Source organism: Pseudundibacterium arcticum (assembly GCF_042646465.1).
GTDB classification, from domain to species: domain Bacteria; phylum Pseudomonadota; class Gammaproteobacteria; order Burkholderiales; family Burkholderiaceae_D; genus Undibacterium_A; species Undibacterium_A arcticum.
The window spans coordinates 175,643-196,935 of the sequence record NZ_JBHRTP010000024.1; the positions used below are offsets into that span (position 1 = coordinate 175,643).

The window sequence follows — 21,293 nt, forward strand, 5'->3', positions numbered from 1 at the left end:
CTTGCAACTTCTAGCGCTTGAGCAAGGCGCCGGTCCGGCTTACTTGAGCAGATCGACCTTGTCGAAATAATGGTGGGATGTCGCATCCATCTTGAAGCCGACCACTTCCTTGCGCACCGGCGTATACCGGACCGAATTTGCGATGTAGATCACCGGTGCTTCTTCGTGCGCGATTTCCTGGGCCTTTTCATAGAACTTGGCGCGCTCGCCCTGTTTCGGCGTGGTTTTGGCCTTCTGGAACTGGTCCTCGAAATCCTTGTTGCACCAGCGCGAGACGTTGCCGCCACCCTTGACCGCTTCGCAGGAAAGGATCGGGCCGAAGAAATTGTCCGGATCGCCATTGTCGCCGGACCAGCCGAACATCATCGCATGCTGCTCGCCGGTCTTGCTGCGCTTGCGGTATTCGGTCCATTCATAGGTGGTCAGCTTGGTCTTGACGCCGATCTTGGCCCAGTCGGCCTGGATCAGTTCGGCCATCCGTTTGCCGTCCGGGTTGTAAGGACGGCTGACCGGCAGATACCACAGCTCGACTTCGGTGCCGTTCGGATAGCCGCCCTTGGCCAGCAGTTCCTTGGCCTTCGCGACATCGTAGGGATAATCCTTGACCTGGTCGTTGAAGCCCCACATGGTCGGCGGAATCAAATTCTTGGCCGGATGGCCGGCGCCCTGGAACACCGTTTTCAGGATCGTTGACTTGTCGATCGCCATGCTCAACGCCTGGCGCACGAATTTGTTGTCAAACGGCTTTTTCTCGACGTTGAAGGCCACATAGCCGATATTCAGGCCTTCCTTGACTTGCAAGTTGATGGCGGGGTCGGTCTTCATGGTGGCGATGTCGGCTGGTTTCGGGAACGCCATCACATGGCATTCGCCTGCCTTCAGCTTGGCGTAGCGCACCGAGGCGTCCGGGGTGATCGCGTACACCAGATTATCGATCTTCGGGCGGCCATCCCAGTACTGGTCGAAGGCCTTGTAGCGAATGATCGCGTCCTTCTGGTAAGACGCCAACTGGAAGGCGCCAGTCCCGATCGGCTCGCGATCGACCGTATCGGGCGTTCCGGCCGCCTTCATCTTGTCGGCATATTCCGCCGACAGGATCGAGGCGAAATCCATCGCCATATTGGCGAGGAACGGCGCTTCAGGATGCTTCAGCTTGAAGCGCACGGTTTGGTCGTCGACCTTTTCCAGCTTGTCGACAATCTTGCTCATGCCCATGTCTTCAAAATAGGCAAAGGTCTGGCCGGCCGCCAGTTTATGGTACGGGTGACTCGGATCGGCCATCCGGTTGTAGGTAAACAGCACATCGTCGGCATTGAAGTCGCGGGTCGGCTTGAATTTCGCGCTGCTGTGGAACTTGACGCCCTTGCGCAGCTTGAACGTGTAGGTCAGGCCATCCGGCGAGACGTCCCACGAATCGGCCAAGGCAGGAACGATGTTGAGGTTGCCACGGTCAAACTCGACCAGACGGTTGTACATCGGCACCGACGACGCATCATGCGTGGTGCCGGTCGTGAAAAGCTGGGGATTAAAACCTTCGGGGCTGCCTTCCGAGCAAAACACCAGGGTTTTTGCTGCGACAGCCATGCCGGCATACGCGCACAGGATGGCGACCAGGCCGGTCTTGAGAATTAGTGAGCCATTTTTTAGCATTCTCTTATATCTCCATGGATGGCGATCAACTCGTTCGAGTTGGTCGCGGAACTTAATATATGAATCCGTCTGAATGCGCCACTGTCCCCGGCGTCGGAATTCACCCTAAGCTTGCATTGTGTACCAGAAGATATGAATTTGTATATTTGTATTGCACCGTAGCAGGCCCGGCGCTTGGTCGCGCGCAAGCCAGAAAAAAACATGTGCCGGCACGATCTGCTGCGATCACGCCAATTTGCCGCCAATTGCCCGGCGTTAATGTGGAGTTTGGCGCTCCGGAAAGCGCCGCCGGGCGCCGGATTCGCCGGCTGGCCTGGCTTCCCTCCACTGCTTCGGAATTGGGCCGCAGTGGAAGCTGATCGGATGCATCGGGGCTGCAGCCGCATCGACTTGATGGTTTGCGCGCCGGCGCGCCGACTTGCAGCAATGACAACTGGCGAGATCACTTAATCTGCCCTAGCACGGCATTTTTCCACCACGTAAGCTGCATATCTGCGAAAATTCAGGCTTATTTTTTGACGCACCGGCGCGCCGGTTCACGAGACCGGCCGGCAATGGCCGTGACGTCATTCACGTAATTCGCTCTTGTTGGAGATCCCGATGAAATTCCGCTTCCCCATCGTCATCATCGACGAAGATTTCCGTTCCGAAAACACTTCCGGCCTCGGCATACGCGCGCTAGCGGATGCCATGGAGAAAGAGGGGATGGAGGTGCTGGGTGTGACCAGCTACGGCGATTTGTCGCAATTCGCGCAGCAGCAATCGCGCGCCTCGGCTTTCATTTTGTCGATCGACGACGAAGAATTCGGCGGCGGCACCGATGAAGAAACCGATCACGCGCTGAAATCCCTGCGCGCGTTCGTCGAAGAAATCCGTTACAAGAACGCCGACATCCCGATCTATCTGTACGGCGAAACCCGCACTTCGCGCCATATTCCCAACGATATCCTGCGCGAACTGCATGGCTTCATTCACATGTTCGAGGACACGCCGGAATTCGTCGCGCGCCATATCATCCGCGAAGCCAAATCGTATCTGGATGGCTTGGCGCCGCCCTTCTTCCGCGCACTCGTGCATTATGCGAATGACGGTTCTTACTCCTGGCATTGCCCCGGCCATTCGGGCGGCGTGGCGTTTTTGAAATCGCCTATCGGCCAGATGTTCCACCAGTTTTTCGGCGAGAACATGCTGCGCGCCGACGTCTGCAATGCGGTCGAAGAGCTCGGCCAGTTGCTCGACCACACCGGCCCGGTTGCGGCATCCGAGCGCAACGCAGCGCGCATCTTCAATGCCGACCATTGTTATTTCGTCACCAACGGCACCAGCACCAGCAACAAGATGGTGTGGCACTCGACCGTCGCGCCGGGCGACATCGTGGTGGTCGACCGCAACTGCCACAAGTCGATCCTGCACTCGATCATCATGTGCGGTGCGATCCCGGTATTTTTGATGCCGACCCGCAACCACCTCGGCATCATCGGGCCGATTCCGCTGGAAGAATTCACGCCGGAAAGCATTGCGCGCAAGATCGAAGCCAATCCGTTTGCGCGTGAAGCCACCAACAAGAAGCCGCGCATCCTGACCATCACGCAATCGACCTACGACGGCGTGATCTACAACGTCGAGACGCTCAGAGAAATGCTGGACGGCAAAATTGACACCCTGCATTTCGACGAAGCGTGGTTGCCGCATGCGACCTTCCACGATTTCTACAAGGACATGCATGCGATCGGTCGCGACCGCCCGCGCGCCAAGGAATCGATGATCTTCTCGACCCAATCGACGCACAAGCTGCTGGCCGGATTGTCGCAGGCGTCGCAGATCCTGGTACGCGAATCGGAGTCGGTCAAGCTCGATCAGGACGCCTTCAATGAAGCCTATCTGATGCACACCTCGACCTCGCCGCAGTATGCGATCATCGCCTCGTGCGACGTGGCCGCCGCGATGATGGAAGCACCGGGCGGTACCGCGCTGGTCGAAGAGTCGATCCTGGAAGCGCTCGACTTCCGGCGCGCGATGAAGAAGATCGATCAGGAATGGGGCAAGGACTGGTGGTTCCAGGTATGGGGACCGGACAATTTCTCCGAAGACGGCATTGGCTCGCGCGAAGACTGGATGATCAATGCCGAGGACGACTGGCACGGGTTTGGCAAGTTGGCGCCGGGTTTCAACATGCTCGACCCGATCAAGGCGACCGTGGTCACGCCCGGACTGTCGCTGGACGGCAAGTTCGGCGAAACCGGCATCCCGGCCTCGATCGTCACCAAATACCTGGCCGAACACGGCGTCATCATCGAAAAATGCGGGCTGTATTCATTCTTCATCATGTTCACCATCGGCATCACCAAGGGCCGCTGGAACACACTGCTGACCGCACTGCAGCAGTTCAAGGACGACTACGACAAGAACCAGCCGATCTGGCGCATCCTGCCGGAATTCGCCGCTGCCAACCCGCGCTACGAGCGTATCGGTCTGCGCGACCTGTGCCAGCAGATTCACGACTTCTACAAGGCGTATGACGTAGCGCGTCTGACTACCGAGATGTACCTGTCGGACATGCAACCGGCGATGAAGCCGTCGGACGCGTTTGCCAAGATGGCGCATCGCGAAATCGACCGCGTGCCGATCGACGAACTGGAAGGTCGCATCACCTCGATCCTGCTAACGCCCTACCCGCCGGGCATTCCGCTGCTGATCCCGGGCGAGCGCTTCAACAAGACGATCGTCGATTACCTGAAGTTCGCGCGTGACTTCAACGAGCGCTTCCCCGGCTTCGAAACCGATGTACACGGGCTGGTGAAACGCGAAGTGGACGGCAAGCGCGGGTATTTTGTGGATTGTGTCCGCCAGTAAGCGAAACGCTCTCGATGGTAACGCGCCGGCTGCGTCCGGCCGGTTGCCGTCGCACTCAAATTGATTGCGCAAGCAGCGGAGAAACCTGCACTGCCGCTAGGCTCGCCATCGCTCCAGCAGATCGTCCACCACCGGCACGACGGCCAGCAGCAACAAGATCATCGCCAGCGGAATCGTCGACAAAAAACCGATGTGCTTGAAGCCGACGGCGCCAACCAAGCCGCCGGAGAAAAACATCAGCAACAACAGCGACAGCAGGCGTAATTTTTGACGGTTGGCAAAGACCAGGAATTGATCCGGGTTGTCCTTGTTGGGATTCCAGTACAGCCATTTGCCAAGCTCGATGCCGATGTCGGTCACGATACCGGTGACATGCGTGGTGCGGATATCGGCCTTCGAGAGCTTGGTGATGATCGCGTTTTGCAAGCCCATGATGAAGCACAGCAGCATCACGGTCAGCGGCACAAATAAGCCCATATGCAGCGCGAGATTGCCGCCCAGCAGGCCAAAGCACAACAGCAGCGCGGCCTCCAGCAGCAGCGACAAGGCATACTCGCTGTGTAGCCGACGATGGCGCGCCCAGTTGATCAGCAATGAGGAACTGGCCGCGCCCGCGATAAACGACAGCAGCGCCCCCAATCCCGCCAATGCCAGTGTGACGTTTCCCAAGGCCAGTTGGTCGGCCATGGCTGACACGATGCCGGTCATATGCGAGGTGTATTGATTCACCGCCAGGAATCCGCCGGCATTCGCCGCACCTGCCACGAACGCAAGCGACAGGCCGAGTTGCCGATTGGCGTCGACAGTACGCACTTTCCCGGTCAGACGACGGAGAAATGCAATCGGCATGGGACCTGATTATCCGTGGCCGGACATCATCAGGCCTTGGGCAGCGTCACTCCGCGCTGTCCCTGGTATTTGCCGCCGCGATCCTTGTACGAGGTTTCGCATACTTCATCGCTTTCAAAGAACAGCACCTGGGCGCAGCCCTCGCCGGCGTAAATTTTTGCCGGCAGCGGCGTCGTGTTGGAAAACTCCAGCGTCACGTAGCCCTCCCACTCCGGTTCGAACGGCGTGACGTTGACAATGATGCCGCAGCGCGCGTAGGTCGATTTTCCCAGGCAGATGGTGAGCACGCTGCGCGGGATGCGGAAGTATTCGATGGTACGCGCCAACGCGAACGAATTGGGCGGGATGATGCAGACATCGCTCTTGATATCGACGAAGGAGTTCTCATCGAAATTCTTGGGGTCGACGATGGTGCTGTTGATATTGGTGAAAATCTTGAATTCATCGGCACAGCGAATATCGTAGCCATACGACGAGGTGCCGTAGGACACGATCTTGTGGCCGTTGGCCTCGCGGACCTGACCCGGCTCGAACGGTTCGATCATGCCGGTTTCTTGCGCCATGCGGCGGATCCATTTATCAGACTTGATTGTCATTGGTAGGTATTCTTCAAAGATAGCAGCGGACCAACATGGTGCCGGTTTGAACGAGATTTTACGCGAAAAGCCCTGCTCGACCGCCAGTAGGAAAGACTAACTGCAACAATAATGCTCAATGCATTGCGGCCTTGGCATGTTCGACCCGCATGGCGTCCGGCAAGGCGACGCCATTCTTGACGGCAGTCAGTTCTGCCATGATCGAAATGGCAATTTCCGCCGGCGTTTTGCTGCCGATGTAGAGACCGATTGGGCCGTGCAGCCGCGCCAGTTGCGCTGCGTTCAGCTCGAACTGGGCTAGCCGTTCGCGGCGTTTCGCGTTATTGATGCGTGAGCCGATCGCGCCGACATAGAAGGCCTCCGATTTCAGCGCCTCCATCAGGGCCAGGTCGTCCAGCTTGGGGTCGTGCGTCAGCGCCACAACCGCACAGCGCGCGTCGGGCTTCATGGTCAGCACCAGGTCATCGGGCATCGCATGGACCACGTCGACGCCAGGCAGGTTCCATCCAATGCGGTATTCCGCACGCGGATCGCAGACAATCACGTGGTAATCCATGCCGGCTGCGATCTGCGCCAGAAAGCGCGATAACTGACCGGCACCGATGATCAGCAAGCGCCAGCGCGGGCCATGCAAGGTGGTGAGAGCGTGCTGGGACAGCTGCATGGCTTGGCCCGCGTGACCCGGGACCAAGGTCACCGCGCCGCTCCGCAAGTCGACCCGGCGCGCGATCAGCTCGTGATTTTCCAAGCGCTGCAATAGCGCGGCGACCATACTGGTACTGGACAGCGGCTCGATGACCAGTTCAATCGTGCCACCGCACGGCAGACCAAAGCGGTGCGCCTCATCGGCGCTGATGCCGTAGCGAACCAGTTCCGGCAACGTCCGCCGGATGCCTTCGCGGCGGACGCGTGCGATCAGATCGTCCTCGATGCAGCCGCCGGACACAGACCCGACCACACAGCCATCGTTGCGAATCGCCAGCGTCGCGCCTTCCGGTCGCGGGCTGGAGCCCCAGGTGCGGACCACGGTCACCAGCGCGCAAGGCTGGCCGTCGGCGATCCATTGCGCACAGGCTTTTAAGACTTCCAGGTCGATGCTGTCCATGGTGGCGAGGATGGTGTGACAGAGAGTGGTTGGTGGTGGTGAACCACGCTCAGCGTTGGGCTGACGGAAAAAACAGTTGCTGGCCATCGACCCGGAATTCGGCGATTTTTTTCTGCCCCGGCGCCGACGTGATCCAGTCGATCAGCCGCATCGCCCCCTGGTAATTGATGTCCTTGTACTTGGCCGGATTGACCGCGATGATGCCATACGGGTTGAACATTCTGGGGTCGCCTTCGACCAGGACCGCCAAGCCGCTCTTGGCGCGGTACGCGCCGTAAGTGGCGCGGTCGCTCAAGGTGTACCCCTGCAGCTCCCCAGCCATGGTCAATACTTCCCCCATGCCAAGGCCAGCCACCAGGTAATTATTGCCAGTCGGCACGATACCCAGCAATTTCCAATAACTTTTCTCCATCTGGTCGGTACCGGAATTGTCGCCGCGCGAAATGAATCTGGCCTTGCTGTCGGCGATTTTCCGCAGTGCGGCCAACACATCGCGACCGCCTCTGATGCCAGCCGGATCGCTGGCCGGGCCGACGATGATGAAGTCGTTGTACATCACGTCGCGCCGGTTCACGCCATGTCCGTCAGCGACAAATTTGTCTTCCGCCGGGCGCGCATGCACCAGCGTCACATCGACATCGCCGTTTTTGGCCAGTTCCAGCGCCTTGCCGGTCCCGACCGAAATTACCTGTACCTTGATGCCGCTGCTGGCCTCGAATGCCGGCAGAAGATAGCCGAGCAGGCCGGAGTTCTCGGTGCTGGTGGTGGTCGACATCTTGATCACGTTCTGCGCCGACGCCGGCCACGCCAGCAAACCGGACAGGATGAACGCGACAGTGACGGCAATCAAACGCATCGGACGGGGCATGCTGACACTCCAAAGTTGAACCGGAGTGTCATTTTCACACACTCCGCCCGCCATGTCCGAAACCCAGGCGGTTGTCGGACTACTGCCAGCCGTAACGCCGCGCGTACCATCCCTTCATCGCCTGCGTCAGGCCGCCATAGGCCAGCAGAATGGCAAACAGCCAGTAAAAATACGATATCGGCAATGCCTGCAGCTTGAAATAATGGGCGACCAGCGACATCGGCAGCATGACCCCGAGCACCATGATGACGATCGTCATGCCCAGCAGCGGCCACGACGCACGACTCTGGATAAACGGGATCTTCTGGGTCCGGATCATGTGCACGATCAGGGTCTGCGACAGCAGTCCCTCGATGAACCAGGCGGACTGGAACAGGGTCTGGTGCTGCAGCGTGTTGGCGCCGAAGACGTACCACATCAGCGCGAACGTCGTGATGTCAAAAATCGAACTGATCGGGCCAAAATACACCATGAAGCGGCCGATGTCGGCCGGATTCCAGCGCTGCGGTTTCTGCAGGAATTCATCATCGACATTGTCGAACGGGATCGCAATCTGCGACACGTCATACAACAGGTTCTGCACCAGCAGATGCAGCGGCAGCATCGGCAGGAAGGGCAAGAAGGCGCTGGCGATCAGTACCGAAAATACATTGCCGAAGTTGGAGCTGGCCGTCATCTTGATGTACTTGAGCATGTTGGCGAACGTGCGGCGCCCTTCCAGCACGCCCTCTTCCAGCACCATCAAGCTCTTTTCGAGCAGGATCAGATCGGCCGCCTCCTTCGCGATATCGACCGCGGTATCGACCGAGATCCCGATATCGGCCGCGCGCAAGGCCGCCGCATCGTTGATGCCGTCGCCCATGAAGCCGACCACATGGCCGTTGTCATGCAGCACGCGCACGATACGTTCCTTGTGCATCGGGCTCAGCTTGGCAAACACCGTGGTGCTCTCGACCGCGATCGCCAATTCCGCATCGCTCATCCGTTCAACCTCGGCGCCGAGCAGCATGCCCTGCACCGCCAATCCGACCTGGCGGCAGATCTTGGCCGTCACCAGTTCATTGTCGCCGGTCAGCACCTTGACCTCGACCCCGTGCCGGTTCAACGCGGCGATCGCGGGCCGCGTCGATTCCTTCGGCGGATCAAGAAACGCAATGTAGCCGATCAGGACCAGATCCGATTCATCCGCGACGCCGTACACTTCCTTGGTGGGCGGCAAATCCTTGGCCGCTACCGCCACCACCCGCAAGCCCTCGCCGTTCAGCGCGGCGGTGGTGGCTCGGATCTGGCTCAGCAATTGTGTCGTCAGCGGCACGGCCCGGCCGTCCTCCCATGCATGGGTGCAGATCGACACCATTTCTTCCAGCGCGCCCTTGCAGATCAGCTCGTGGTGATCCTCGCGTTCGCTGACGACCACCGACATGCGACGGCGTTCGAAATCAAACGGAATTTCATCGACCTTGCGATAGGCCGAGGCGACACTCATTTCGCGCTGCAATTCCGCGTGTTCCAGCACCGCGACATCGAGCAGGTTCTTCAGGCCGGTCTGGTAATAGCTGTTCAGGTAGGCGTATTGCAGCACCGCGTCGTAAGGCTGGCCGTAGATATCGGTATGGCGTTCCAGAAAAATCTTGTCCTGGGTCAGGGTGCCGGTCTTGTCGGTGCACAGCACATCCATCGCGCCGAAATTCTGAATCGCGTCGAGCCGCTTGACGATCACCTTCTGGCGCGACAGCGTCACCGCGCCCTTGGCCAGGGTCGAAGTGACGATCATCGGCAACATTTCCGGTGTCAGGCCGACCGCGACCGACAGTGCGAACAGCGCGGCCTCGACCCAGTCGCCCTTGGTGAAACCGTTGATCAGCAACACGATGGGCGTCATCACCAACATGAAGCGGATCAGCAGCCAGCTGACGCGATTGACGCCGGACTGGAACGCGGTCGGGCCGCGATCACTGGCGGTCACGCGCTCGGCGATGGCGCCGAAATAAGTCTGGTTGCCGGTGCCGATCACCACTGACGTGGCCGACCCGCTGACCACGTTGGTACCCATGAAGCACAGGTTGTCCAGCTCCAGCGGATTGCCGGCTTCGCTGCCGCGATGCACCGCAAATTTTTCGACCGGCAGCGATTCGCCGGTCATCGCCGCTTGACTGATAAACAGATCCTTGGCCGTCAGCACGCGCAGATCGGCCGGAATCATGTCGCCGGCGGCGAGCTGGACGATATCGCCCGGCACCAGGTGCTTGATCGGCAGCTCGATGCGCTTGACGCCCTTCGGATGCAGGGTCATGTCGAGCAAGCGCAGCGCCGCATCGGCATCGTCGTGTGAATAGCGCTGCTCCGGATCACGGCGCAGCACGGTGGCGGTATTGCTGACCATCTCCTTGAGCTGGTCGGCCGCCTTGTTGGAGCGCAGCTCCTGTACGAAGCGCATCAAGGTCGACAGCACCACCATCGTGCCGATCACGATCGTTGCCTTCATGTCCTCGGTGTAGTAGGACACCAGTGCCAGTACCGTCAGCAGCAGGTTGAACGGATTCTTGTAGCATTGCCACAGGTGCATCCACCATGGCAACGGTTTTTCATGCTGGACCTCGTTCAGGCCGACCTGTGCGCGGATATCATCGGCTTCCGCTTCGGTCAAGCCATCGACGCGGCTATTGAGCCTCGCCAGCAAGGCGGCGGTATCGGCTTGCGCCGCAGCGATCAGCGTCTGTGCCAGCGACGGCGGCACCTCTCTGGATGCGGCGCTGCCCTTGAACATGTCCAGCACCGCCAGCCGCCGGAAATGGCGTGTCATGCCGTGGCTGCGGACGAAGCCGACGAAGCTGTCCTTGAGGATATTCAGGTTCAGATTCATGTTCAATTCCTAGAATTCTGCGTGCAAACGAATCGAACCGACAGTCACAGGACCGCGATCGGCGTTATAGGCGGGATTGGCGATGCGCTGCACGTCCACCGTAGCCGACACGTGTTTCACCAGCTTGATGTTGTAATACGCTTCCAGCACGGTCTCGGGCCGATAGTTCAGGCGGCCGTCGCCGATGAAGGCGCCGACGCCGCCGGCGGCCAGATAATCCCGATGTGCGGCGGACAAACCATTACGCGCCAGCGCCAGCCCGAGCACGTCGTCGTGGCGTCCCCATGACGTCCCCTTGAACGCTGCGCCAGCGGACAGGGCGCGCTCGATCTCGGCAAAGGCGTACGCCTCGGTCGCACCATCGTTCCAGCCGGCGCGTGCAAATACGCCGATATCGGGTGTCAGGTTTTGTTCGAATCCGACACCGAAGCCGTACTTGATGCTCTCCTTGCGAACTCGTGCAACACTCGGGACGCCGCCACTGGCTTGCGCGTCGAACAGCGCATCGCGGAAACTGCCCATGCTGGCGGCGTTGCGAAATGCCAGCAGACGCAGCTTGCCGCCCTGCCCGCCCACGGTATGCGCATGTTCCAGCTCGATCTGGTCGCCGAAATGCTTGAAGATGCCCGAGTCGAGCGGCAATCCGTTCGACTCAAGCGGTTGCCGGAAACGTCCGGCGCGCAACGTCCAGTCGTCGTAGAAATATTCCGCCGCCGCGCCCCAGGTATACCCGCGCGCATCGGACGCATAGTCGTAGGCACCGTTGGTCGCCAGCGCTGTGTTCATGAACTGGCTGCGCGGGTCGTGGGCGAAGCCGTTACCGTCAAACAGGTCGATGACGGACAGATTGCCAACGGTCACGACCAGGCGTCTTGCGTCGACCTTGCCGGCCAGCTGGTTGACATCCGATTCGACCGTTTTAGTCTCGCCGCCCAGGTTCCAGCTCTGGCGCAGGAACAGGCGGGCACGATACAGCACCGGGTTGGGACCGCTCGATTTTTGCTGTTCCGCGTTCGACAGCCCTGCCAGCCCGGTCAGGTTCGACAAGGGCACGCCCTGCAGCAGTTCGGGATCGAGATACAACTCGGCACCGTCCCACGGGCGCCAGCCGAACGCCGCTGTGGCCGAAAACGAATAGGCCTTTTCGTGTCCCGGCTTCAGACTGTTCTGGCCGGAATAGGCGGCGTTAAACGATGGCTTGGTCTGCCAGATATAGGTGGTCTGGAATTTCGCGTTCCAGTTTTCATCCTGTAGCTCTTCCGCATGCGCCACCGCGACGCTGGTTGCACAGACAACCAGCCATGCGGCCACCCACAGTTTCTTGTTCTTTTTCGACACGACACACCTCTGCCCGCAATCGTCCAGTGTCAAGCACGAATATGACGGCGCAATGACGCAGCCGACCGCTCTTGAAACATGAACAAGGTTGACGCAAAGAGCCTTTGATTGGCACGAGTCCGCATGATCGACACGTCGCGTTGCGTGCACGGCTAGTTGCGCAGCACGACGTTTCGAAGCAAATGCATGGCAAATCCTGCAGCTTGAAGACCGGGATTTGACAATAAAATGAGTTGTTTCTGGAAATCAGACGGTTCAGAAATGATTCCTGAACCTTGAGACACCATCATCCGCCGGTGGCGAGATGACGGCAGGGGAATCCTGCTTTATCTTGCCAAGGCAGCGCCGACTACAGGTCGGCAACAACAGCCACTGGAACAAGTACCCATGAAAGGGTCTCCGCAAAATGAAAACGGGCGGATTGTAAGCCGCGCGTCGGCCTTGCGTCAAGCAGAATTACTGCATCGCAACAATGCGGTGCGATGGCGATGTCGCAGCCCACGCCGCGCGGATGAAGCATGCCGCGGGACGGTTTGGGCCATCAACGTTGCAGCGACTCCCACACTTTTTGCAAGCGCTTGACCGACACCGGCATTGGCGTGCGCAACTCCTGCGCGAATAGCGACACGCGCAACTCCTCCAGCATCCAGCGAAACTCGATCATTTTTGGGTCGACCTGCTTGCTGCCCTGCCGGTCTTTCACGGCGCGCTGATACGGCGCGGCCACCTGGTTCCATTCGGCCAGCCATTTGGCGTCGCGTGCCGGGTCCGCGCGCAGCTTGTCGATGCGCACATTGATCGCCTTCAGGTAGCGCGGGAAATGCGCCAGCTGCGCGTAATCGTTATCGACCAGGAAGCGCTTGCCAACCAGCGCCTGCAGCTGCGTCTGCAGGTCGGCGCCGGCTTGGGCATGTCCCTTTACGCCCTGCAGCTTCTTCGGCAGCGCATGGAATTCGGTCAGTATCTGCGCCAGCAGCCGCGCTATCTCGTTGACCAGCAGACCGAGCCGCGACTTGCCCTCGTCCTTGCGCTGGTTGAACTGTTCGACATTGGTCGGCAGCGGTTCCTGCAGGCAGGCGATCTCCAGTGCCGTGTTCAGTATCTGGTCACGCAATTCCTCCTGCGTGCCGAGCGGCATGAACTGCATGCCCATCTGCTGCAGGCCGGGGATGTTCTTCTCAAGATATTTGAGTTGCTCCTTCAGTTGTAGCGCAAACAGGCGGCGCAGCCCGATCCGGTGCGTGCGCGCCGCGACGGCCGGGTCATCAAACACTTCCAGATCGCAATGCGTGGCCTTGTCGACCAGCGCCGGGAAGCCGATCAGGGTCAGCTTGCCCTTCGTGATTTCGAGCAGTTCCGGCAGTTCGCCGAAGGTCCAGGTGGTGAGATTTCCATACGCTGTCGCAGACGTTCCCGCTTTCGCTCCTCCCCCTTCTAGGGGGAGGTTGGGTGGGGGATGGGTTGTGCCGGATGCTGAACCCATCCCCTCCCCAGCCCTCCCCTTGAAGGGGAGGGAGTCATTGCTGCCGGTAGTGGAAACCGCCAGCTTCTGGAAACTGGCGCGCGCCTGCCCGCCCAGCTCGCCTTGCAAGCAGGCCAGATTGCGGCCCATGTCGAGTTGCCGCCCATGCTCGTCGATCACCTTGAAATTCATGAAGTGATGCGCCGGCAAGGTCTCGCTCTTGAAGTCGCTCAGCTTGACCGCGAGACTGGTCTGTTCACGGATATCGGCGATGATGGCATCGAGCAGATTGCCCCTGCCGAAAGCCGAGGCCGCCTGCACCCGCTCGCAGAATCCGGCGGCATAGTCCGGCAACGGCACGCAGTGACGGCGCAGTTTTTGCGGCAGCGATTTCAGCAGCAGATGGGTCTTTTCCTTCAACATGCCGGGCACCAGCCAGTCGCAGCGATCCTGCGCTACCTGGTTCAGCGCATACAAGGGCACCGCGAGGGTCACACCGTCACGCAGGCTGCCGGGTTCGAAGTGATAGGTCAGCGCCATCTCGACCCCGGCCACCGTCATCTGTTTCGGGAACAGGTCGGTGGTGACGCCGGCCGCTTCGTGCCGCATCAGTTCGTCGCGGCTCAGGACCAGCAGCTGCGGATTGTTTGCGGCGGCATCCTTGTACCATTTTTCAAACGCAATGGCGTTGCAGATGTCGGGCGGCAGCAGTTTGTCGTAGAACGCGGCGATCAGTTCGTCATCGACCAGCACGTCCAGGCGACGCGATTTGTGTTCCAGGTTTTCGATCTCACGCACCAGCTTCTGGTTGTGTGCCAGGAACGGTGCGCGAGTGTTGAATTCACCGCCGACCAGCCCGTCGCGGATGAACAGCTCGCGCGCTTCGGTCGGGTTGATCGCGCCGTAGTTGATGCGGCGCTGGCTGTACACCACCAGGCCGTACAGGGTCGCGCGTTCGTAGGCCGACACCTGGCCGCTGCTCTTCTCCCAGCGCGGTTCGCCGTAGGATTTCTTCAACAGATGACCGCCGACGCGTTCCAGCCATTCCGGCTGGATCTGCGCCACGCAGCGTGCATACAGCCGCGTGGTGTCGACCAGTTCGGCGGCGACGAGCCAGCGCCCTGCCTTCTTGAGCAAACTGGAACCCGGCCAGATGTGGAATTTGATGCCGCGCGCGCCCAGATAGTGGGCATCCTCATCGGACTTGAAACCGAGGTTGCCGAGCAAACCGGTCAACAACGCCGTGTGCAGGTTCTCATAAGTTGCGGGCGCCTCGTTCAGGCGCCAGCCCTGTTCGCGCACGATGGTCAGCAGTTGCGAATGGACGTCGCGCCATTCGCGCAGCCGCAGTTGCGACAGGAAGTTGGCGCGACAATTATCCTGCAGCTGGCGGTTGGTTTTCTTGTGTTCGATCGCCTCGTCAAACCATTTCCAGATCTTCAGGTAACTTTGAAATTCTGATTTTTCGTCGGCGAATTTCTTGTGCGCGGCATCGGCGGCGGCCTGCGCTTCCAACGGCCGGTCGCGCGGGTCCTGGACCGACAGTGCCGATGCGATGATCAGCATTTCGGATAGGCAGACGTTGTCCAGCGCCGCCAGGATCATGCGGCCGACGCGCGGATCGAGCGGCAACTTGCCCAGCTTCCTGCCAAGTGTGGTGAGCTGGTTACCGTCATCGACTGCACCGAGTTCCTGCAATAACTGATAACCGTCGGCGATCGCACGGCCCGGCGGCGGTTCGATGAAAGGAAAGGTCTCGACATCGGCCAGATGCAGCGACTTCATGCGCAGGATGACCGCGGCCAGCGACGAGCGCAGGATTTCCGGCTCGGTAAATTTCGGCCGCAGCAGATAGTCCTGCTCGTCGTACAAGCGGATACAGACGCCGGCCGCCACCCGGCCGCAGCGTCCGGTGCGCTGATTGGCGGCCGATTGTGCGATCGGCTCGATCTGCAATTGCTCGACCTTGTTGCGATAGCTGTAGCGCTTGACCCGCGCCAGCCCGGCATCGACCACGTAGCGGATGCCGGGAACGGTCAGCGAGGTCTCGGCGACGTTGGTGGCCAGCACGATGCGGCGCGCATGCGAGCTCTTGAACACGCGCTCCTGCTCTTGTGCCGACAGCCGCGCGAACAGCGGCAGGATCTCAATATGTGGCGGATGGTGTTTGCGCAGTGCTTCGGCGGTATCGCGGATTTCGCGCTCGCCGGGCAAAAATACCAGCACGTCGCCGGAACCGATCCGGCTCAGCTCGTCGACCGCATCGACCACCGCGTCCATCAGGTCGCGCTGCTCTCGACGCTGCGCTTCTCCCATTCTCCCCCTCCCCTTCAAGGGGAGGGACGGGGTGGGGATGGGTTTCAAGCCTGTCGCCGCAATCCCATCCCCCTCCCGACCTCCCCCTTGAAGGGGGAGGAGCCCATCAACCGGCCGGTAGCGTATTTCGACCGGGTACAGGCGCCCGGAGACCTCGATCACCGGCGCCGGCTTGTCAGCTTGACCGAAATGCCGGGCAAAACGGTCGGCGTCGATGGTGGCCGACGTGATGATCAGTTTCAGGTCCGGTCGCCGTGGCAGCAACTGCTTCAGGTAACCGAGCAGGAAATCGATGTTCAGGCTGCGTTCGTGCGCCTCGTCGATGATGATGGTGTCGTATTGCTTCAGCAGTGGGTCGGTCTGGGTCTCGGCCAGCAGGATGCCGTCGGTCATCAGCTTGACCGTTGCGCCCTTGGTCAGGGTATCGGCGAAGCGCACCTTGAAGCCGACATGCTCGCCGAGCGGCGTCCCCAGTTCCTGCGCGATCCGCTTGGCGGTTGACGACGCGGCAATGCGGCGCGGCTGGGTATGGCCGATCAGGCCAAGCTGTCCGCGCCCGAGTTCAAGGCAGATTTTCGGCAACTGGGTGGTCTTGCCGGATCCGGTTTCACCGCACACGATGATGACCTGATTGGCCTGCAGCGCGGCCGCGATCTCAGCCCGCCGGCCCGATACCGGCAATTCTTCCGGGAACGTAATCGGCGGCAAGGGATTGCGGAATGGCGCCTGGCTTGGTTTTGGTGGCTGGGATGGCTGACGCCCGCAGGGGGCGCCGTCGGCGGATCGGCGCGGTTGCGGACTGGGGTTGGCTGGCATTGTTTTTTGTGGGGATCGACGCTGTGACATGGCTGGGCGAATTATAATGCGCAACATGGAAAATCCCGAACTCTTCGTCCAGTGGCTGCGCTCGGTCGCGCCATATATCCACGCCTTCCGCGGCAAGACCTTCGTGCTGGCCTTCCCGGGTGAACTGGTAATGGCCGGCGCGTTGCCGGTGCTGGCGCAAGACTTGTCGTTATTGCATGCACTCGGCATCAAGGTGGTGCTGGTGCACGGCTCGCGCCCGCAGGTGGCCGAGCAGCTGGCGCTACGGAACGTCGAGGGTCGTTTCCACAACGACATCCGGATCACCGATACTGCCGCGCTGGAATGCGCGAAAGAAGCGGCCGGCGAGTTGCGGCTCGATATCGAAGCGGCTTTCAGCCAGGGCTTGCCGAATACGCCAATGGCGCACGCGGCGATCCGCATCATTTCCGGCAATTTCGTGACCGCCCGGCCGCTCGGCGTGATCGACGGCGTCGATCTGGAGCTGACCGGCAAGGCGCGCAAGATCGCATCCGAGACCATCCACCCGATTCTGAGTGCCGGCGGCCTGGTGCTGCTGTCGCCGCTCGGCTTCTCGCCGACCGGCGAAGCCTTCAATCTGACGATGGAAGACGTCGCGGTATCGGCTGCGGTGGCGTTGCATGCGGATAAACTGATTTTCATCACCGAAACACCGATGATGACGGACGCAGCCGGTGTCGAGATCCACGAACTGTCGTCGCACCAGGCCGAAGCAGTGCTGAAGGCCGATTTCCTGCCGGCCGATTCGGCGTTTTACCTGCAGCACGCGATCAAGGCTTGCCACAACGGCGTGCCGCGCACGCACATCGTGCCGTTCTCGATTGACGGCTCGGCGTTGCTGGAACTGTTTACCCACGATGGCGTCGGCGCCATGATCAGCCACGAGAATCTGGAAAGCCTGCGCGAAGCGACCATCGAAGACGTCGGCGGCATCATCAAGCTGATCGAACCGCTGGAAGCCGACGGCACCCTGGTCAAGCGCGGTCGCGAATTGATCGAGCGTGAAATCGATTATTTCTCGGTGATTGAGCATGATGGCGTGATTTTCGGTTGCGCCGCGCTATACCCGTTCCCCGCTGAAAAAATGGCCGAGATGGCCTGCCTGACCGTCAATCCGGAGGTGCAGGCACAAGGCGATGGCGAGCGCATCCTGAAGCATTTGGAAAACCGCGCGCGCGCCGCCGGCTTCACCAAACTATTCGTGCTGACAACGCGTACCGCGCACTGGTTCCTGAAACGCGGCTTCGCCCACGCCACTGTCGACGCATTGCCGAAGGACCGCTTGCACATGTATAACTGGCAGCGCAAATCGCAGGTGCTGATCAAGCAGCTGTGACCGCCGGCAGGTCGCGCCGAACCATGCTAAACAACATGAATACTGGCAGTATCACTATTAAATTCAATTCCCGCGCGCGGGAAAGCCAACACACAGGAGAAGTATATGGCTCGCATGATCCACTGTATTAAATTGAACAAGGAAGCCGAAGGACTCGATTTTCCGCCGTACCCGGGGGAATTGGGCAAGAAAATTTATCTGAATGTGTCAAAGGAAGCCTGGGCTGCCTGGCTCAAGCATCAGACCATGCTGGTCAATGAAAACCGCTTGAACCTGGCTGATGCGCGGGCCCGTAAATATCTGGCGACGCAGATGGAAAAGCATTTCTTTGGCGAGGGTGCTGATGCGGCAGTCGGTTATGTGCCGCCGACCGAGTAAATGAAATACGGCGTTAAAAATACTACCCGCAGTATTTTTAACGCCGCAGCAAACACGCGGGGAATAGTGCGGTTTTAACTCATACTCCCCTGCAATGTTAAAAATCCTTGACTGGATTCACGCACTGGCACCGGCATCAAGCAGCCTTCGCCATCAGATTGCCCTATACAGCCGGTCTCGATACCGCTGCATGCGCATCAAGCACCGGTTCTGTTGTCGCGATAGCTTCAGAACGACGTGCACTGCAGGAAGCCATGATGTCCGCCAAAGCAGGTCGTCGTGCTCGGCGCGCGGCTGTAACGCTCGAAACTATCCTGCGCACTCAGTCGCAACACGCAATCGCGCCATCTGTCCGAATCGGCACCAAAGCCGAGTTTCTGGCATGCCGGGCCATATACCGCCATCATTCGTTCAACTTCGCGCTGCTGCTGAACGCTGCGTTCAGCATCCGTTGCGCATCCGGCAATAAAAGCGCTCAAAGCCAGGATAACAATTGTGCGCATGATAACCTCCTTCGTGTGTAACTTAGAGGCCGTGATCGGCGCCTCGTTGCGACGATCGTGTTACCGATTGTATAAGCAGCATAGTTCCTGGCGATCGAACAATCCGTTCGCTATTTGTATAGTTTGCAGCCAGACGTATCCGGCACACGCAATCGGCGTGCGAGATCACGGTGCCATGGTCGGCGCAGTTCCGACTCTTGGGTAGACCCGTACCAGCAGGATGCGCGGCCCGTTCATTTTCTTGACCACGACATCGAATTGCTCGAATTCAATTTTCTGGCCCTGCTCGGGAATGGCGCCGAGTTGCGCCATGATCAGGCCACCGACCGATTCCACCTCGTCCAGCCTGCCGGTTTCATGGTCGACATCGAGGCCGAGCATGCGCTCCAGCGAAAAGATCGGCAGGCTGCCCTTGCCGATCAAGGTGCCGTCATCGAGTCGGGTCCAGTCATTGTCATTCTGGCGGAATTCGTCGCGAATTTCGCCCACCAGCGCGCCCAGCAGATTGTCCAGCGTGATGAAGCCTTCCGGCTTGTGCCCCTTGCGCCCGACCACCGTAAAATGCGGGGCGCCGGTGCGGAAGCGTCGGAACAGTTCCTGCGCCGGCATGCGCGGCGACACACACTCGATCGGTCGCAGATAGGGATTCAGGCTGTCGATCGGCTTGCCGTCCTGCTGGGCCAGGAACAAGTCCTTCAGATGGATGACGCCGAGCACATCGACGCCATTGCTATCGAAAAAAGGATAACGGCTGAAGCGGCTGCGGCACATGATTTGCAGGTTGTCATGCACGGACAGCGATTGTTGTAACGCGGCGATCTCATGGATCGGGCGCATCAGGTCGGACACCTCTAATTCACTGAAGTCGAGCGCCTGTGCCAGGATATTCCATTCGTCGCGGGAATAGAGTTCGCCGGCGCGACTGCTGCGCAGGATCAGCTTCAGTTCGTCCGGCGAATAATGCGCATCATGGCCATGCACACCGTCGAGCCCGGCCAGCCGCAACACCGCGTTGGCGCTCGCATTGAGCAGCCAGATCGCCGGGTACATCGTCCAGTAAAAACCGTATAGCGGTGCGGCAGTCCACAAGCCGATGACCTCCGGATTGCGGATCGCCAGCGATTTCGGTGCCAGTTCGCCGACTACGATATGCAGAAACGAAATCACGCAGAACGCGAACGTGAACGAGATGCCTTCAATCAGTTCCGCCGAAGTGATGCCGATCCAGCCGAATACCGGCTCCAGCAAGCTGGCGAACGCCGGCTCGCCGATCCAGCCCAAGCCGAGCGAGGCCAGGGTGATGCCGAGCTGGCAAGCCGACAGATAGGCGTCGAGCTTGCCGTGCACTGTGGCCAGGATGCGACCGCGCCAGCCCTGCTTCTTCGCAATCGCCCGGATGCGGGTCTGGCGCAGCTTGACCAGGCCGAATTCGGCCGCCACAAAAAAGCCGTTCAACAGCACCAAAAAAACAGCGCAGATTAACAACAGGAGGTTTTGCATCTGCGCTATCGCGTTTGGGCGGGATGAAAGTGGTAACGCGGTTCTGACTTACTCATATACTCCTGTTGCAAAGTCACTGTTGCCAGCATAAACAAACCGGATATTTCACATACTAGCCACTACTGCGTTCTGCAATGCCGCTATGGCGCGCGATTTCAGAAGCTGAGCGTCTGGACGCCGTCGGTGGTGCCGAGCAGGCAGACATTCGCGCCGTGCTGCGCAAACAGGCCGACCGTCACGACACCGACGATATTGTTGATGACGGCCTCCAGTTCGGCCGGCCGCTCGATCTGCATGCCGTGCAGATCGATGATGAGGTTGCCGTTATCGGTCAGCAGTGGCTGGCCGTCCTTCAGCCGCAGGCGCGGCTCGCCGCCCAGCGCTGCGAGCTTGCGTGCCACCACCGCGCGCGCCATCGGGATCACCTCGACCGGCAGCGGGAAATTGCCCAAAACGTTGACCAGTTTGGAGCCATCGGCGATACACACGAACTTTTGTGCGACCGAGGCGACGATTTTCTCGCGCGTCAGCGCCGCGCCGCCACCCTTGATCATCGCGCCCTGCGGCGTGATTTCGTCGGCGCCGTCGACATACACCGGCATCGCGTCGACCTCATTCAGATCGAACACCGTGATCCCATGCGAGCGCAAGCGCGCCGCCGTGGCTTCCGACGACGCCACCGCGCCCTTGATGCGATGCTTGATCTTGCCCAGTTCATCGATGAAAAAATTGGCGGTCGAGCCGGTACCGACGCCGATGATTTCGCCATCGACTACGTAATCGAGGGCGGCGCGGGCTACTGCTTGTTTGAGTTCGTCTTGGGTCATGGC

General features: G+C 59.9%; 14 protein-coding genes. 3 read left to right on the forward strand and 11 right to left on the reverse strand.

Features of this window, described 5'->3' with window-relative positions; all coding sequences use genetic code 11:
• Positions 1–39: 39 nt before the first annotated feature.
• Positions 40–1,650 (reverse strand): ABC transporter substrate-binding protein, encoded by a 1,611-nt coding sequence (locus tag ACFOFO_RS09430; RefSeq protein WP_390331424.1) that lies wholly within the window; start codon positions 1,648–1,650, stop codon positions 40–42.
• Between the two features lie 600 nt (positions 1,651–2,250).
• Here ACFOFO_RS09430 and ACFOFO_RS09435 point away from each other — a divergent pair.
• Positions 2,251–4,503, forward strand: a complete 2,253-nt coding sequence (locus tag ACFOFO_RS09435; RefSeq protein ID WP_390331425.1) for an Orn/Lys/Arg family decarboxylase — start codon at positions 2,251–2,253, stop codon at positions 4,501–4,503.
• A gap of 96 nt (positions 4,504–4,599) precedes the next feature.
• On the opposite strand, the gene ACFOFO_RS09440 is transcribed toward ACFOFO_RS09435, so the two are convergent.
• From ACFOFO_RS09440 to hrpA, 7 genes are all read right to left on the reverse strand, one after another.
• Positions 4,600–5,352, reverse strand: a complete 753-nt coding sequence (locus tag ACFOFO_RS09440; RefSeq protein WP_390325988.1) for a YoaK family protein — start codon at positions 5,350–5,352, stop codon at positions 4,600–4,602.
• A gap of 29 nt (positions 5,353–5,381) precedes the next feature.
• Positions 5,382–5,948, reverse strand: coding sequence for a dCTP deaminase (gene dcd, locus ACFOFO_RS09445; RefSeq protein WP_390325990.1), 567 nt, complete (start codon positions 5,946–5,948; stop codon positions 5,382–5,384).
• A gap of 115 nt (positions 5,949–6,063) precedes the next feature.
• Positions 6,064–7,053, reverse strand: coding sequence for an XdhC family protein (locus ACFOFO_RS09450; RefSeq protein ID WP_390325992.1), 990 nt, complete (start codon positions 7,051–7,053; stop codon positions 6,064–6,066).
• 49 nt (positions 7,054–7,102) lie between these two features.
• Positions 7,103–7,921, reverse strand: coding sequence for an ABC transporter substrate-binding protein (locus tag ACFOFO_RS09455; RefSeq protein WP_390325993.1), 819 nt, complete (start codon positions 7,919–7,921; stop codon positions 7,103–7,105).
• A 79-nt stretch (positions 7,922–8,000) separates the two neighbouring features.
• Complete coding sequence (gene mgtA / locus ACFOFO_RS09460; protein ID WP_390328204.1) at positions 8,001–10,778, reverse strand: magnesium-translocating P-type ATPase; 2,778 nt, start codon at positions 10,776–10,778, stop codon at positions 8,001–8,003.
• Positions 10,779–10,793: 15 nt separating this feature from the next.
• Positions 10,794–12,122, reverse strand: coding sequence for a carbohydrate porin (locus tag ACFOFO_RS09465; protein WP_390331426.1), 1,329 nt, complete (start codon positions 12,120–12,122; stop codon positions 10,794–10,796).
• Between the two features lie 541 nt (positions 12,123–12,663).
• The gene (hrpA, locus tag ACFOFO_RS09470; protein ID WP_390331427.1) at positions 12,664–16,716 is read right to left on the reverse strand and encodes an ATP-dependent RNA helicase HrpA; all 4,053 of its coding nucleotides are present in this window, start codon (positions 16,714–16,716) and stop codon (positions 12,664–12,666) included.
• 55 nt (positions 16,717–16,771) lie between these two features.
• On the opposite strand from hrpA, the gene argA reads away from it, so the two are divergent.
• A complete protein-coding gene (argA, locus tag ACFOFO_RS09475) occupies positions 16,772–18,082 on the forward strand; it encodes an amino-acid N-acetyltransferase (RefSeq protein ID WP_390326000.1) in 1,311 nt (436 codons plus the stop codon).
• Between the two features lie 105 nt (positions 18,083–18,187).
• A complete protein-coding gene (locus ACFOFO_RS09480; RefSeq protein ID WP_390331428.1) occupies positions 18,188–18,460 on the forward strand; it encodes an oxidative damage protection protein in 273 nt (90 codons plus the stop codon).
• Between the two features lie 227 nt (positions 18,461–18,687).
• On the opposite strand, the gene ACFOFO_RS09485 is transcribed toward ACFOFO_RS09480, so the two are convergent.
• The 3 genes from ACFOFO_RS09485 to rpiA form a co-directional block, all read right to left on the reverse strand.
• Positions 18,688–18,963: a hypothetical protein gene (locus tag ACFOFO_RS09485; protein WP_390326002.1), complete on the reverse strand. Its 276-nt coding sequence runs from the start codon at positions 18,961–18,963 to the stop codon at positions 18,688–18,690.
• A gap of 165 nt (positions 18,964–19,128) precedes the next feature.
• Positions 19,129–20,463 carry a hemolysin family protein gene (locus ACFOFO_RS09490; RefSeq protein ID WP_390331429.1) on the reverse strand — a complete coding sequence of 445 codons (1,335 nt, stop codon included), beginning with the start codon at positions 20,461–20,463 and terminating at the stop codon, positions 19,129–19,131.
• Positions 20,464–20,618: 155 nt separating this feature from the next.
• On the reverse strand, positions 20,619–21,290 hold the full coding sequence (gene rpiA / locus ACFOFO_RS09495) for a ribose-5-phosphate isomerase RpiA (protein WP_390328206.1): 672 nt from the start codon (positions 21,288–21,290) through the stop codon (positions 20,619–20,621).
• Positions 21,291–21,293 lie beyond the last annotated feature (3 nt).